12 protein-coding genes are annotated in these 15,123 nt (G+C 68.4%); 7 read left to right on the top strand and 5 right to left on the bottom strand.

Annotated elements, in window-relative coordinates; genetic code table 11:
• Positions 1 to 143 precede the first annotated feature (143 nt).
• Genes ACFY2X_RS12175 through ACFY2X_RS12165 form a run of 3 tightly spaced genes read right to left on the bottom strand, consistent with a single transcriptional unit; the run spans position 144 to position 3,608 of the window.
• Positions 144 to 881, bottom strand: a complete 738-nt coding sequence (locus ACFY2X_RS12175; protein ID WP_389936836.1) for a succinate dehydrogenase/fumarate reductase iron-sulfur subunit — start codon at positions 879 to 881, stop codon at positions 144 to 146.
• A gap of 31 nt (positions 882 to 912) precedes the next feature.
• Entirely contained in the window at positions 913 to 2,838 is a 1,926-nt protein-coding gene (locus tag ACFY2X_RS12170) for a fumarate reductase/succinate dehydrogenase flavoprotein subunit (protein ID WP_389936397.1), read from the bottom strand.
• Positions 2,835 to 3,608, bottom strand: a complete 774-nt coding sequence (locus ACFY2X_RS12165) for a succinate dehydrogenase cytochrome b subunit (RefSeq protein WP_389936394.1) — start codon at positions 3,606 to 3,608, stop codon at positions 2,835 to 2,837. The genes ACFY2X_RS12170 and ACFY2X_RS12165 overlap by 4 nt, the downstream gene beginning before the upstream one ends.
• Positions 3,609 to 3,806: 198 nt before the next feature.
• Here ACFY2X_RS12165 and ACFY2X_RS12160 point away from each other — a divergent pair, with 198 nt between their 5' ends.
• The 7 genes from ACFY2X_RS12160 to ACFY2X_RS12130 all read left to right on the top strand — a co-directional run bounded on the left by ACFY2X_RS12160 (position 3,807) and on the right by ACFY2X_RS12130 (position 11,864).
• Positions 3,807 to 4,739 carry a LysR family transcriptional regulator gene (locus ACFY2X_RS12160; RefSeq protein WP_389936391.1) on the top strand — a complete coding sequence of 311 codons (933 nt, stop codon included), beginning with the start codon at positions 3,807 to 3,809 and terminating at the stop codon, positions 4,737 to 4,739.
• Between the two features lie 161 nt (positions 4,740 to 4,900).
• Positions 4,901 to 6,070 (top strand): PP2C family protein-serine/threonine phosphatase, encoded by a 1,170-nt coding sequence (locus ACFY2X_RS12155; RefSeq protein WP_389936388.1) that lies wholly within the window; start codon positions 4,901 to 4,903, stop codon positions 6,068 to 6,070.
• A complete protein-coding gene (locus ACFY2X_RS12150) occupies positions 6,067 to 7,653 on the top strand; it encodes an ATP-binding protein (protein ID WP_389936385.1) in 1,587 nt (528 codons plus the stop codon). Before ACFY2X_RS12155 ends, ACFY2X_RS12150 begins: the two co-directional genes overlap by 4 nt.
• Positions 7,646 to 8,095, top strand: a complete 450-nt coding sequence (locus tag ACFY2X_RS12145; RefSeq protein ID WP_389936382.1) for a response regulator — start codon at positions 7,646 to 7,648, stop codon at positions 8,093 to 8,095. The genes ACFY2X_RS12150 and ACFY2X_RS12145 overlap by 8 nt, the downstream gene beginning before the upstream one ends.
• Positions 8,096 to 8,391: 296 nt before the next feature.
• Positions 8,392 to 9,177: a hypothetical protein gene (locus tag ACFY2X_RS12140; protein ID WP_389936379.1), complete on the top strand. Its 786-nt coding sequence runs from the start codon at positions 8,392 to 8,394 to the stop codon at positions 9,175 to 9,177.
• A 9-nt stretch (positions 9,178 to 9,186) separates the two neighbouring features.
• Positions 9,187 to 11,100, top strand: coding sequence for a fumarate reductase/succinate dehydrogenase flavoprotein subunit (locus ACFY2X_RS12135; RefSeq protein WP_389936376.1), 1,914 nt, complete (start codon positions 9,187 to 9,189; stop codon positions 11,098 to 11,100).
• Between the two features lie 2 nt (positions 11,101 to 11,102).
• Positions 11,103 to 11,864, top strand: a complete 762-nt coding sequence (locus ACFY2X_RS12130; protein ID WP_389936374.1) for a succinate dehydrogenase/fumarate reductase iron-sulfur subunit — start codon at positions 11,103 to 11,105, stop codon at positions 11,862 to 11,864.
• 83 nt (positions 11,865 to 11,947) lie between these two features.
• Here the strand turns inward: ACFY2X_RS12130 and ACFY2X_RS12125 are convergent, their stop codons facing one another.
• Together ACFY2X_RS12125 and ACFY2X_RS12120 are read right to left on the bottom strand one after the other, a co-directional pair.
• Positions 11,948 to 13,459, bottom strand: a complete 1,512-nt coding sequence (locus ACFY2X_RS12125; protein ID WP_389936372.1) for a hypothetical protein — start codon at positions 13,457 to 13,459, stop codon at positions 11,948 to 11,950.
• 77 nt (positions 13,460 to 13,536) lie between these two features.
• The gene (locus ACFY2X_RS12120) at positions 13,537 to 15,087 is read right to left on the bottom strand and encodes a hypothetical protein (protein WP_389936369.1); all 1,551 of its coding nucleotides are present in this window, start codon (positions 15,085 to 15,087) and stop codon (positions 13,537 to 13,539) included.
• Positions 15,088 to 15,123: the final 36 nt, after the last annotated feature.

Here is a 15,123-nt window from a genome sequence, read left to right as displayed (position 1 = left end):
GCCTTGCCCGGCCGTCAAGCCCGTCTTGACTGGCCGGCCCGCACCACGGCACCACGTGCCCCCGTGCTTGGAACGAAAACGCGGGCCGTACCGGAGGGGATCCGGTACGGCCCGCGGCGTGGTCGCGGCGAGGTGCCTTGAACCTACTTCGCTGCCTTGAGGTAGTCGCGGTTCATCTGGGCGATGGTGTCCAGCGGGATGCCCTTGGGGCAGACCGCGGTGCACTCGCCGGTGTTGGTGCAGCCACCGAAGCCCTCGGCGTCCATCTGCTCGACCATGGCCCTGGCGCGGGAGTCGCGCTCGGGCTGGCCCTGCGGGAGAAGGCTGAGGTGGGTGATCTTCGCGGCGGTGAACAGGGAGGCCGAGCCGTTCGGGCAGGCGGCGACGCAGGCGCCGCAGCCGATGCAGGTGGCCGCGTCGAACGCGGCGTCGGCGTCGACCTTCTTCACCGGAACGCTGTGCGCGTCGGGGGCCGATCCGGCCGGGACGGAGATGAAGCCGCCCGCCTGGATGATCCGGTCGAACGCGGAGCGGTCCACGACCAGGTCCTTCACCACCGGGAAGGGCGCGGCGCGCCACGGCTCGATGGTGATGACCGCGTTGTCCTCGAAGTGCCGCATGTGCAGCTGGCAGGTGGTGGTGGCCACCTGCTCGCCGTGCGCGACACCGTTGATGACCATGCCGCACATGCCGCAGATGCCCTCGCGGCAGTCGTGGTCGAAGGCGATCGGGTCGTCGCCCTCCAGGATGAGACGCTCGTTGAGCACGTCGAGCATCTCCAGGAAGGACATGTCCGGGGACACGTCCTCCACCCGGTAGGTGACCATGCGGCCCTTGTCCTCGGGGCCCTTCTGACGCCAGACCTTGAGGGTGAGGTTCATACCCATGGTTCGCTCACCGCTCCTTGTTCGCTCACTTGTAGCTCCGCTGGCTCATCTTGACGTACTCGTAGTTGAGGTCTTCCTTGTGCAGGATCGGGCCCTGCTCGCCGTACTCCCAGGCCGCGACGTAGGCGAAGTTCTCGTCGTCGCGCAGGGCCTCACCGTCGGCGTCCTGCGACTCGGCGCGGAAGTGGCCGCCGCACGACTCGGTGCGGTGCAGCGCGTCGATGCACATGAGCTCGGCCAGGTCGAAGAAGTCGGCCACCCGGCCGGCCCGCTCCAGAGCCTGGTTGAGCTCGTCGGCCTCGCCGGACACCTTCACGTTCTCCCAGAACTCCTTGCGAAGCTCCGGAATCCGCTCCAGCGCCTTGCGCAGCGACTCGTCGGTGCGCTCCATGCCGCAGTAGTCCCACATGAGCTTGCCCAGCTCGCGGTGGTAGGAGTCGGCGGTGCGGCTGCCGTTGTTCGACAGCAGCTTGTTGATCTTCTCGCGCACCGCGACCTCGGCCTCGGCCACGGCCTCCTCGTCGACCTCCCCGTAGGGGCCGTTCGCGAGGTAGTCGCCGATCGTGGTCGGCAGCACGAAGTAGCCGTCGGCCAGGCCCTGCATCAGCGCCGAGGCGCCGAGGCGGTTGGCGCCGTGGTCGGAGAAGTTGGCCTCGCCGATCACGAACAGGCCGGGGATCGTGGACTGCAGGTCGTAGTCCACCCACAGGCCGCCCATCGTGTAGTGCACGGCGGGGTAGATGCGCATCGGCTGGGTGTAGGGGTCCTCACCGGTGATGCGCTCGTACATCTCGAAGAGGTTGCCGTACTTCTTCTCCACCGCCTCGCGACCCAGGCGGCGGATCGCGTCGGCGAAGTCGAGGTAGACGCCCAGGCCGCCGGGGCCGACGCCGCGGCCCTCGTCACAGACGTTCTTGGCGGCGCGCGAGGCGATGTCACGCGGGACCAGGTTGCCGAACGCCGGGTAGATGCGCTCCAGGTAGTAGTCGCGCTCGTTCTCGGGGATCTCCGAGGCGGGCCGGTTGTCGCCCGCCTTGACCGGCACCCACACGCGGCCGTCGTTGCGCAGCGACTCCGACATCAGGGTCAGCTTGGACTGGTAGTCACCGCTGACCGGGATGCAGGTCGGGTGGATCTGGGTGTAGCAGGGGTTGGCGAACATCGCGCCGCGCCGGTGCGCCCGCCAGATCGCCGTGGTGTTGCAGCCCTTGGCGTTGGTGGACAGGAAGAACACGTTGCCGTAGCCGCCGCTGGCCAGCACGACCGCGTCGGCGATGTGCCGCTCGATCTCGCCGGTGACCATGTCGCGGACGATGACGCCGCGCGCCCGGCCGTCGGAGATGATCAGGTCGAGCATCTCATGGCGGGTGTGCATCTCCACGGTCCCGGCCGCGATCTGCCGCTCCAGCGCCTGGTAGGCGCCGAGCAGGAGCTGCTGGCCCGTCTGTCCCCGGGCGTAGAAGGTCCGGGAGACCTGCGCGCCACCGAAGGACCGGGTGTCGAGCAGGCCACCGTACTCGCGGGCGAACGGTACGCCCTGGGCCACGGCCTGGTCGATGATGTTCACGCTGACCTGGGCGAGCCGGTAGACGTTCGACTCGCGGGCGCGGAAGTCTCCGCCCTTGACGGTGTCGTAGAACAGCCGGTAGATCGAGTCGCCGTCGCCGCGGTAGTTCTTCGCCGCGTTGATGCCGCCCTGGGCCGCGATGGAGTGCGCGCGCCGGGGCGAGTCCTGGTAGCAGAACGACTTGACGTTGTAGCCCAGCTCGCCGAGGGTCGCGGCGGCCGAGCCGCCCGCGAGACCGGTGCCGACGACGATGACGTTGAGCTTGCGCTTGTTCGCCGGGTTGACCAGCTTGGCGCTGAACTTCCGCTTCTCCCAGCGGTCCTCGATCGGACCGTCGGGAGCCTTGGTGTCGCGGATCGGCTCGCCTTCGGTGTACTTCTTCACTTGACCACTCCGATCATGACCGCGACGGGAACCGCGAGGAAGCCGAGGACCAGCACCGCGGAGATCGCGACGGCGATGCCCTTCAGCGGGCGGTAGCTGCGGCCGCTCGCCAGGCCGAGCGTCTGGAACGCGCTCCACAGGCCGTGCCGCAGGTGCAGACCGACCATGATGACAGCGGCCACATAGAAGATCGTGACCCACCAGCGCGACGGGTCGAAGCCCTCCACCAGCCGCTCGTACGGCGTGCCGTTCCAACCGGCCGGGTTGACCGTGCCGAAGGTGAGGTCCAGCAGGTGCCAGATCAGGAACAGAACGATGATGACGCCGCCGTAGCGCATGGTGTGCACGGCATAGCCGCCCGCCTGGGACTTGCGCTTGGCCGCGTACTTGACCGGACGGGCCTTGTTCGCCCGGCGGGCCAGGGAGATCGCCGACCACATGTGCAGGCCGACCGACACGGCCAGCACGACCTCGACCAGGCTCAGCAGGACGCGACGCGGGAAGATCGGCTCGCCCATGGTCCGCAGGAACTCGGCGTAGGCGTTGAAGCTCTCGGCGCCGAAGAAGCTCTTGAGGTTCCCGGCCATGTGGCCGATCAGGAAGAGCACCATGATGGCGCCCGTGACGGCCATCACGGCCTTTTTCCCGTTGGAGGAGCCCAGGAACCCGCCGGACCTCTTGGGCTTCACAGTCTTCACGGCTTTGGGAGTGGCGTTCCCTGGGGGGTTGAGCGGCGCGGTGGCGGAGCCGCGCTCAATCGTGGCAGTCACTCACGTGACGCTATGTAGCGATGTTTCCCTTCGTCCAAGTCATCATGGATGTGGTTTCCATAGCCTGTGGCTATTACCTCTGCGTCCAGGCGGCTTTCCTGACAGGGGCCCGTCAACGGATGCGAGCAATCTCACATCCTCTCCCCCGCCAGGGGGCGCCCCGGATCCGCGGCCACGACATCCGTACGCTAAGGAGACGTGCAGCTCCAGCAATTGGCCTATTTCGTGGCGGTAGCCGAGGCTCGGCACTTCACCCAGGCCGCCGAGCGGATGCGTGTCGCCCAGCCGTCACTGAGCAAGCAGATCAGGGCTCTGGAGGCCGAGCTCGGCGCGCCGCTGTTCAGCCGCGCCCGGGGAAACGTCACCCTCACCCCCGCCGGAGAGGCCCTGCTGCCGCTGGCCCGCCGGATGCTGGCCGACGCCGAGACCGCCCGGCGGGAGGTGGGCGAGCTGGCCGGACTGCGCCGCGGCCGGGTCCGGCTGGGTGCCACGCCCTCGCTCTGCGCCGGGCTGCTGGCCGACGCGCTTGCCAGGTTCCACCGCACCTACCCCGGCATCGAGCTGCTCGTGGAGGAGGGTGGCTCCCGCGACCTGGTCCGCGCGCTCGCCCGGGGACAGCTCGACCTGGCGTTGATCATCATGCCGTTGCAGAGCGACGACCCCGCCCTGGTCACCGAGGAGATCCTGCGGGAGAACCTGGTCGTCGTCTCCCCTTCCGACTCGCACGTGCGCAAGCCGTACCTGCGGATAGAGGAGCTGCGCGGGCGGCCGATGGTGATGTTCCGGCGCGGCTACGACCTGCGGGAGGCCACGCTCAACGCCTGCCGCCAGGCCGGGTTCGAGCCCAGGCTGGCGGTGGAGGGCGGTGAGATGGACGCCGTGCTGCGCTTCGTGGAGGCCGGGCTGGGCATCGCCCTGGTCCCCTCGATGGTCCTGGACGGCCGTCCCGGCCTGACCGGAACGCCCCTCGCGCCGCCCGGGCTCCGCCGTACCATCGCCATCGCCCACCGCAAGGACGTCGAACCCACCCGCGCCGCCGAAGCCTTCCGCGCCACCCTGCTCTTCTTCCTCGCCGAGGCCGCCCACGACGGCAGCCTCCCCGAGGGCCTGGAGCTGATCACCGAGGGGTGAACGGGCCCCTCCGGCTCGGCTCGCCGGAGAGGCTCCGGCCACGCGAAACCGCATGAAACGGCCGGAGTCAGCGGGCGACGCGCCGACCAACGTCCATAGATCCTGACTATCCTGCTTACCATCAAGCAGGTTTACTCCGATCTCACGAAGAAGAGGCGTCAGTGACCGCCCCTCCCAACGAAACGCTCACCCTTCTTCTCATCGAAGATGACGCGGGCGACGCATTCCTGGTGGAGGAGCTGCTCAGCCAGGCGGACAATCCACCCAAAATCATTTGGGTGCGCAGTCTGGCCGAGAGCCGGGTACGGCTGACCGAGGACGTGCAGTGCGTGCTCGTTGATCTCTCCCTCCCCGACGCGAGCGGCCTCGAAACGCTGGAGGAAGTGCTGTCGATGGCGCCGCACGCCGCGGTGCTCGTGCTGACCGGATTGAACGACAGCCACGTGGGTGTGGAGGCCGTGGCCGCGGGCGCCCAGGACTTCCTGGTCAAGCAGGATGTGGAGGCCCGGCTGCTGGCGCGTGCGATCCGCTACGCGATGGAGCGCAAGCGCGCCGACCTGGCCCATCGCAAGCTGGTCGAGGCCGAACTGCTCACCAAGGAGAACTCCCGTCTTGAGCGCGGACTGCTGCCGGTTCCGCTGCTGAACACCGGGCTCGTGGAACACCAGGCCCGCTATCTGCCCGGCCGCCGCCGCGCCCTGCTCGCCGGTGACTTCTGGGACACCGTGCAGAGTCCCGACGGTGCCGTGCACGTGGTGGTCGGCGACGTGTGCGGGCACGGTCCCGACGAGGCCGCGCTGGGGGTCGCCCTGCGGATCGCCTGGCGGACCCTGGTCCTGGCCGGGCACACCGGCAACGAGCTGCTGCGCACCCTCGACTCCGTGCTCCGCCTCGAACGCAAGTCCGCGGAGATCTTCACGACGTTGTGCACCGTCACGATCGACCCCGCGCTCGGCCACGCCCGGATGCACGTGGTCGGCCATCCGCCGCCGCTGCTGATCCGCGGCGACGAGGTCGACGTGGTGCGGAACACTCCTTCGGGACCGCCACTGGGCATCTTCCAGGAGGTGGACTGGTCGGAGATCGAGGTGCCGCTGGGCGACGACTGGTCGATGCTGCTGTACACCGACGGGCTGATCGAGGCCACCGTGGGCGGCGGGCCCGACCTGCTCGGCACCGAGGGCCTGCTCGACCTGGTCCATGAGCAGGGCGGGAGCATCCACCTGGACCGGCTCATCGAGAGGGTGATCGAACTGAATCGCGACACGCTCAGTGACGACCTCGCCACCGTTCTCATCTCCCGGACCCCCTCGGGAGGCGAACAACGGTGAACGGTTCCCCCGGCCTGCGCCCCCTTCCGGCGGCCACTCCCCCGAAGGGCTTCGGAAAGCTCCGGGTGGGACAGTGGTTCCTGATCGTGGGAATGCTCGCCGCGCTGCTGTTCACGATCGCCGCCGCCGTCACGATCCGCTCGATAGAGGAGACGCGCGAGGCCAGGGTGACCCTGCTCGACGTCGTCGACCCCGCCATTTTGCACGCCCTGGAGGTCTCCAACGCCCTGACGGCGCAGGAAAGCTCGGTCAGGGCGTACGGCAGGACCAACGAGGATCCGTCCCTCCGCGACTACCGGAACGCGATCGCCGAGGAGGCCACCGCGCTGGCCGCGATAGACGGACTGGTGGCCCGGATGCCCGAAGGCAAGGCGGTCGGCGCCGAGGTCGCCCAGCTGAAGGCGGCCGTGCAGGCGTGGCGGCGCGACTACGCCGAAAAGCTCATCGCCTCCGTGCCGGTCCTGAAGACCGAGGCCTCCAACCGGCAGAGCGCGGCCGTCAACGCCGCGCGCTTCACCGAGGTCCGCCAGCCGCTCACCGTGCTCCAGGACCACCTGACCCGGCTGCACGACGCGAGCAGCGCCCGGCTGGAACGGGGCTGGCGGGCGCTCTACTTCGCGCTCGGCGGGGTGACCGCGGTGCTGGTCCTGATCGGGATCGCCGCGGTGGTCATCGTGCGCTACGCCGTACTGCGGCCGACGGCCGAGCTGACGAGCCAGGTCCGCGCGGTCGCCCAGGGAGACTTCGACCACAGGCTCAAGGTCGAGCGCCCGTCCGAGCTGGCCGAGCTGTCCAGCCACGTGGACGCCATGCGCCGCCGCATCCTCGCCGAGTGGCGCCGGGCCTCCGAGACGCAGAGCAAGCTGGAGGAGCAGGCGGCGGAGCTGCGCCGGTCCAACAGCGAGCTGGAGCAGTTCGCCTACGTGGCCAGCCACGACCTGCAAGAACCGTTGCGCAAGGTGGCCAGCTTCACCCAGATGCTGGAACAGCGCTATGGCGACCAGCTCGACGAGCGGGCCAAGCAGTACATCGCCTTCGCCGTGGACGGCGCCAAGCGCATGCAGCTCCTCATCAACGACCTGCTCGACTTCTCCCGGGTCGGCAGGCTCGGCGGCGAGCGGGCCCCGATCGACGCCGGCGCGCCCCTGCAGGCGGCGTTGAACAACCTCGCCGTGTCCATCGAGGACACCGGGGCGACGGTGACCCACGACGAGATGCCCAAGGTGCACGGCAATCGGGTCCAGCTCACCCAGCTCTTCCAGAACCTCATCGGCAACGCGATCAAGTTCCGCTCGCCGGAGCCCCCGGAGATCCACATCGGAGTACGGCGTGACGGGGACATGTGGGAGTTCTCCTGCTCCGACAACGGCATAGGCATCGAGAGCAAATACACCGACCGGATCTTCCTGATTTTCCAGCGGCTCCACGGACGTGACGTTTACGCGGGCACCGGCATCGGACTGGCACTGTGCAAGAAAATCGTCGAATATCACGGCGGTCGAATCTGGGTAGACGACAACGAATCAGACAAACCCGGAACAACCTTCCGCTGGACCCTTCCCCCAGGAGAGACGGATGAATGACCTGCGCTGGATAGACGTGCTCCTGGTCGAGGACGACCCCGGCGACGTCCTGCTGACGCGGGAGGCGTTCGAGCTCAACAAGGTGAGGAACAAGCTGCACGTCGTCAACGACGGCGAGCAGGCCATGGCCTTCCTGCGCAGGGAGGGCGAATACGCCGACGCCCCCCTGCCGGACCTGATCCTGCTCGACCTCAACCTGCCCCGCAAGGACGGCCGGGAGGTGCTCCAGGAGATCAAGGCCGACGAGAAGCTCCGCAGGATCCCGGTGGTCGTGCTGACGACGTCGGAGTCCGAAGAGGACATCCTGCGCAGCTACAACCTGCACGCCAACGCCTACGTCTCCAAGCCGGTCGACTTCGACCAGTTCATCAGCGTGGTCCGGCGGATCGACGACTTCTTCGTGACCGTGGTCAAGCTGCCGAACCCCGGCCACCACTACTGATCCACGGGCCCGCGACTGCGGGACCCGCTGACCGAGAATCTTCCGGAGGCCTCCTCCCGCCCACAGAAAATGACCGGCCGGTGGTTTCTTCCTGACTAACGTGACAGGAATCACACCAGGCCGGTGAAAATGTGAGTGACCCTTCTCACACAACCCCCGGGTCGCGTCGTAACGTATCCCCCACCAATACGCGCGCACGTGTGAGCCGGCGCGACCATGGCCCAGCGCGCGGCACAACTGAAACGACCCGGACCCCTTTTGGCGAGCAGGGTCCGCGGGAGGTGGAGAGGTCACCGATGACCCAGACAACGGCCGAAAGCTCGGCCAGAAGGCAGCGTGCGCAGATCAAGGAGCGCACCCTGCGAACCGACCAGTGGTGGCGTTACCCCCTGGTCATGTTCATCATCTTCACAGGATTTCTCGTCTACTCCACGTGGGCGATCTTCGACACGGACTACTTCGTGTCCCCGTACCACGCTCCGTTCGCCTCTCCCTGCCTGGCGACGAGCTGCCCGCCGGAGGCACGGCTGTTCGGCCTCGCGCCGTTCGGCGACTGGTACACCCTGTCGCCGGCACTGCTGGTCCTGGGCCTCCCCGCCGGATTCCGCTTCACCTGCTACTACTACCGCAAGGCCTACTACCGGGGTTTCTGGCTGTCGCCCCCGGCGTGCGCCGTGAACGAGCCGCACGGCAAATACACCGGCGAGTCCCGCTTCCCGCTGATCCTGCAGAACATCCACCGCTACTTCTTCTACGGGGCGATCCTGATCGGTCTGGTCCTCGCCTATGACGCGGTGAAGGCCCTCATCGGCAAGCCGTGGGGACTCGGGGCCTGGATCCTGATCATCAACGCCGTCCTGATCAACCTGTACACGTTGTCGTGCCATTCCTGCCGCCACATCACGGCCGGGCGCCTGAACCACTTCTCCAAGCACCCGATCCGGTACAAGGCGTGGGGCTTCGTCTCCAAGCTCAACGCCAAGCACCAGGAACTCGCGCTGGTCTCGATGTTCACGGTCATGGGTGCCGACCTCTACGTCCGGCTGGTCGCCAAGGGCATCGTCAACTTCCCGTTCGCATAAGGATCAGCTGTGGAAATCGAGCGTCACGAATACGACGTCGTCGTCATCGGCGCCGGCGGCGCAGGACTGCGGGCGGCCATCGAAGCCCGCCAGCAGGGCAAACGAACCGCGATCGTCTGCAAGTCGTTGTTCGGCAAGGCGCACACGGTCATGGCCGAGGGCGGCGCGGCCGCGGCCATGGGCAACGTCAACAGCAACGACAACTGGATGGTGCACTTCCGCGACACCATGCGCGGAGGAAAGTTCCTCAACAACTGGCGAATGGCCGAGCTGCACGCCAAGGAAGCCCCGGACCGGGTCTGGGAGCTGGAGGCGTGGGGCGCGCTGTTCGACCGCACCAAGGACGGCAAGATCAGCCAGCGTAACTTCGGCGGGCACGAATACCCCCGGCTGGCCCACGTCGGCGACCGTACCGGCCTGGAGCTGATCCGCACCCTGCAGCAGCGCGTGGTCGCGCTCCAGCAGGAGGACGAGAAGCTGCACGGCGATCCGGAGGCCTACATCAAGGTCTTCCAGGAATGTACGGTGACCCGCCTGCTCAAGGACACCGACTCCGTGCACGGCGAAAGCGGTGCCATCTCCGGCGCCTTCGCCTACTGGCGGGAGAACGGCGGATTCATCCTCTTCGACGCCCCCGCGATCGTGCTGGCCACCGGCGGCATCGGCAAGTCCTACGTGGTGACCTCCAACTCGTGGGAGTACACCGGAGACGGCCACGCGCTGGCCCTGCTGGCCGGGGCGAAGCTGCTCAACATGGAGTTCATCCAGTTCCACCCCACCGGGATGGTCTGGCCCCCGTCGGTCCGCGGCATTCTCGTCACCGAGTCCGTCCGCGGCGACGGCGGGGTGCTGAAGAACTCCGAGGGCAGGCGCTTCATGTTCGACTACATCCCCGAGGTGTTCAAGGACAAGTACGCCACCTCCGAGGAGGAGGCCGACCGCTGGTACACCGACCAGGTCAACAACCGCCGCCCTCCGGAGTTGCTGCCCCGTGACGAGGTGGCCCGCGCCATCAACTCCGAGGTGAAGGCCGGTCGCGGATCACCCCAGGGCGGCGTCTACCTGGACGTCTCCAGCCGGCTTCCGGCCGCCGAGATCATCAAGCGGCTGCCGTCGATGCACCACCAGTTCAAGGAGCTGGCCGACGTCGACATCACCAAGGAGCCCATGCAGGTCGGCCCGACCTGCCACTACATCATGGGCGGCGTCGAAGTGGACGCCGACACCGGCGCGGCGAGCGTCCCCGGCCTGTTCGCGGCCGGCGAGGTCTCCGGCGGCATGCACGGCTCCAACCGGCTCGGCGGCAACTCGCTGTCCGACCTGCTGGTGTTCGGCCGGCGCGCGGGCGCCGGGGCGGCCTCCTATGTGGACCGGCTCGCGTCCCGCCCGAAGATCTCCGAGGAGTCGGTGAGCACCGCGAGGGCGGAGGCGCTGACCCCGCTGGAGCGCTCGGGCGAGAACCCCTACGAGGTCCACCACGAACTGCAGCGGACGATGAACGAGCTGGTCGGCATCATCCGCAAGGCCGAGGAGGTCACCGAGGCGCTGGAGGCCGTGGAGAAGCTCAAGGAGCGGGCCCAGACCGTCGGCGCGGCCGGCAGCCGGATCTACAACCCCGGCTGGCATCTCGCCCTCGACCTGCGCAACATGCTCCTGGTTTCCGAGTGCGTGGCCAAGGCGGCTCTCATCCGCGAGGAGAGCCGCGGGGGGCACACCCGTGACGACTTCCCCGGCATGTCACCCCAGTGGCGTCGCAAGCTTCTGCTCTGCAGCGTTTCCCCGGACGGCTCGGGCATCACCGTCGAGGAGAAGACCCAGCCTCCCATGCGCGACGACCTGATCAGGTTGTTCGACCGTGACGAGCTGAAGAAGTACATGACCGAGGAAGAGCTGGCCGACTTCGACGCGTTGGTCAAGGAGTAGCCATGAGTTACAAGGCGAAGTTCCGCGTGTGGCGGGGCGAGGGCGGCGAGGGCAGGCTTGAGGACTTCACCGTCGAGGTGAACGAGGGCGAGGTCGTCCTCGACATCATCCACAGGCTCCAGGCCACCCAGGCCCCCGATCTCGCGGTTCGCTGGAACTGCAAGGCCGGCAAGTGCGGCTCCTGTTCCATGGAGATCAACGGCAAGCCCAGGCTCGGCTGCATGACCCGGATGTCCACCTTCTCGGAGGACGAGACGATCACCGTGACGCCCATGCGGACGTTCCCGGTGATCAAGGACCTGGTCACGGACGTGTCGTTCAACTACCAGAAGGCCCGCGAGATCCCGTCTTTCACTCCTCCGGCGAACGTGCAACCGGGCGAGTATCGCATGCAGCAGATCGATGTCGAGCGGTCGCAGGAGTTCCGCAAGTGCATCGAGTGCTTCATGTGCAACAACGTCTGCCACGCGATCCGTGACCACGAGGAGAACAAGACCAACTTCGCCGGTCCGCGCTTCCTCATGCGGATCGCCGAGCTGGACATGCACCCCTATGACGTGGCCGACCGCAAGGAAGCCGCGCAGGAGGAGCACGGCCTCGGCTACTGCAACATCACCAAGTGCTGCACCGAGGTCTGTCCCGAGCACATCAAGATCACCGACAACGCGCTGATCCCGATGAAGGAGCGCGTCGTCGACCGCAAGTACGACCCGCTGGTCTGGCTGGGCAACAAGATCTTCAAGCGCTCCAGCACGAAAAGCTGACATTCCCTCGGCAGCGCCGGTCCGCATTCACGCGGCCGGCGCTGTCGCGTCTCCGCGGCAGTCTCGCGGGCGGCCTACTTGGCCTACTTGGAGCGGCGGAAGAGACCGCGCTTCTTCTTACCGGTCTCCTGGCCCGGGAGAGGGTAGACCGCCGTGCCGGTGGGTCCCGGAGAGGGCGGCGGGTCGAGGGGCGGCTCCTGGCCGAGGCCGTCGGGACGCGCCGGCTCCTGCGGGAACGGCGCACCAGGGAGGTCACCCGGCCCGTGGAAGAAGGGACCGTCCGGGAACTCCGGACCCTGCGGAGGAAGCGGAACGCCCTGAGCGTGGAGATCTCCCTCAGGGAAGGGGCCGCCAGGCCCCCCCGGAAGGGAACCGTCCGGCAAGCCGGGCTGGAAGGGCTCGCGATACTGGTCCGGCCCCGAAGGGAACGGCGCCTGCTCGTGACCCAGCGGAGCCTGACCCTGCTGTTCGGGACCCGCCGAGGGCCAGCCCTGCTCGGGGCCCATCGGAGGCTGCCCCTGCTGCTCCGGACCCGCCGGAGGCCAACCCTGCTGCTCGGGACCCGCCGGGGGCCAACCCTGCTGCTCGGGACCCGCCGGGGGCCAGCCCTGCTGATCCCCGTAGCCGGCGGGAGGCTGCTCGTAACCCGGCCCAGGCGGGTATGCCGCCGACTGGCCATACGGCTGGAGGTACTGTTCCGGCGCGTAGCCCTCCGGATAGGTGGGGGCGTACATGTGCATGGGGACGAGGCTGATTATCGGGGCGTAAGCCGTACCGCCCTGATATACCCCGGGCGGGAAGCCCGGCCCGGGGGCGTAGCCGGGGGCCACGGGATAGCCCGCCATGTTCGCGGAGTCACCTGACCTGGGGCCCAGAGCTCGGGGACCGGCCCGGCGGATCGCCGCGGCGTGAGCCAGGCGGCGCAGCCTGCCTTCGAAGATCAGCACGGCGAACAACACCAGCAGCACCAGGATCAGCGCCGGGATGCCGAGCTGCTGGCTCAGCGCGGCGCCGTCGAAGTCGGAACCCGCGTTGCGGATCTCACGCGACACCGAGGAGGGCTCCGTCCCCTCGAACATGGTGGTGTCGGTCGATGTGGGAGTGGGCGTGGCGGTGGGGAGGGCCCCGGTCGGGGTCGGCTGGGTGGTGGGGAAGACGGGGTCCGGCTCGGGGGTCGTCGTCGGCGGCGGGGTGACAGGAGCGACGGGGGTCTCCATGACGGGTGCCGACGTCGGCTGCACCAGCGGAGGCGTCGTGGTCCTGGGTGTCTTCGGGGTTTTGGGCGTGGGACGCTTCGGCGTCGGGGAAACGGTGACCGTGGCGGTCACCGTCTTCCGTGGCGTCTGGGTGGGCGTGGGCGTGGCGTTGCCGGGATCCTGGGTGATCGTGACGGTGACGACCGGCGTGGGCTCCTCTTCCTCGCCACAGGGGGGCTCGCATCCCGGGACATCGGTGGGATCTGCGGCGATCAACCGGACGGCCGCGTCGGCCGGGATCGGGGCTGCGAGGGGCGCGGCGGCGACAAGAGCCGCGCCGCTCAAGCCCAGAGCCATGACAACGGCGGAGACGGCCGCCGTACGCCGTGATCGCGTCACCGGTGCCCTCCGCGAATTCCCCATGCAAACAGAGTCAAGGAAATACTAGTTGGGCAAAAGTAACAGCAAAGCGCTTTTTACAACACAGGTCGACGCCCGCGCCGATTGTGAATCCTCACCTGCAGCCACAACAGGCCCAGCAACCCGCCGACCGCGACTCCCACCGCCGGAAGACCCCGTATGCCAGTCAGGAGCGGGTTTGACTCGGCCACGGGCTTGATCTCTCCGCCCGGGCCGTCCACGTCCCGGGGCAACGGCGCTCCCAACGGCTGAGAGTTCGCCGTGGCGGAGGACGCCGCGACGGAGGATGGCGGCGGCTCGATCGGCGTGGGTGCGGCCAGCGGCATCCGGAGCTGAGGGTCGTTCCACAGTCCCGGCATCCGCCCCGACTCGACCAGCCCGTCCGAGACAGGCGGCATCTGGGTCGGTACGGCGGGCTGATTCTGCTGCCCGATCGCCGGTGGCAGCCCACTCTGCGCGCCCGGAATCTGGAGCAGCGGACTGGCGGGCGTCCTGGCCGACATCGGCTTCCGCGACGTCCCCGCGCCCCGGCCGCCCTTCTTCGAGGTCTCGCTCCCCTCCTGCTCCGGTTTGACGCCCTGGTTCGCACTCTTCGAACCACCGGAGACCCGCGGCTTCGCCCCCGGCGGCCTTTCCTCTGCCGGGGCTCCCGGCGGGAACACCAAGGGATCCCCCGGGACCACCGGCACACCCTCCCTCTCGCCCGGAGCGGCAGGCTGGGCTTCCAGCCGCGGATCCGGCGGTATGGCCTGCGCCTCCGGCCCCCAGGGAACCCCCGGAACCTCGCGCACCGACGGGCTCACCGGCTCTCCCTGCCCTTGAAGAGCCTTTCCTGGAATCACCTGGACGGGCACCAGATCGATCTCCCCGACGCTTCGCACGCTTCGTGTCTGATCGCCCCGGATGCCCTCCGCGAGGGCACCCGGGGCCCTGGGAACCAGGCCCGGGGCCGGGCGGGGAGCGACAGGCTCGCCCTCCCGCACGATCTGCGCCGCCTTCGCCACCTCCGCCGCCCTGGCCGCCCTGGCGGCCGGACTCTCGATCGTGGTCTGGGCCGTCTGGATCACCCACTCGCCGCGGGAATCGCGCAACCGGGCCACGGCGGTCAGTTCGATGTCTTCCGCCTTTTCCGGCATGGCGAGCAACACGTCGACGGGCTCGTGCATCCCGACCTCGCTCATGGAGCACACCTGAGGGCCCGCCTGGGCCGGAGCCGGAGCGGCCATCGCCGGAGTCACCGCCGGAGCCGCCGCCACTGGAGCGACCGCCGGAGCGACCGGCGCCGGTGCGCCCATCATCGGGGCGACCTGCATCGGCGCATCCGCCATCAGGGGGCATTCGATGTGCTTGAGTGCCTGGGCGGGCTTCGTCGTGACCGTCAGCCGCGCGTCGGTTCCGGTGCCCTTCAGCCACACCCGGAACCGGATCACGTCGTTCGCACGGACCCAGCGTGACCAGGAATTGAGATCGTCGGCTCCGGCCAGGTCACGAGGTGACGGGACGGGACTGCCCGCCGAGATCGCGCTTACGGCCGATCCGCCTCCCAGGATGAGCGCGCCCGCGCCCACAGCTGACACGACCCGGGCACGCTGCCACCATCCGGTCACCGCATTTCTCCGATCCCCCGATACGGATACGCGACA

This window comes from Streptosporangium sp. NPDC000396, from assembly GCF_042898655.1.
Taxonomy (GTDB): domain Bacteria; phylum Actinomycetota; class Actinomycetes; order Streptosporangiales; family Streptosporangiaceae; genus Streptosporangium.
Note: the sequence above shows the minus strand (reverse complement) of the source record. Positions and strands in the feature narration are given on the sequence as shown.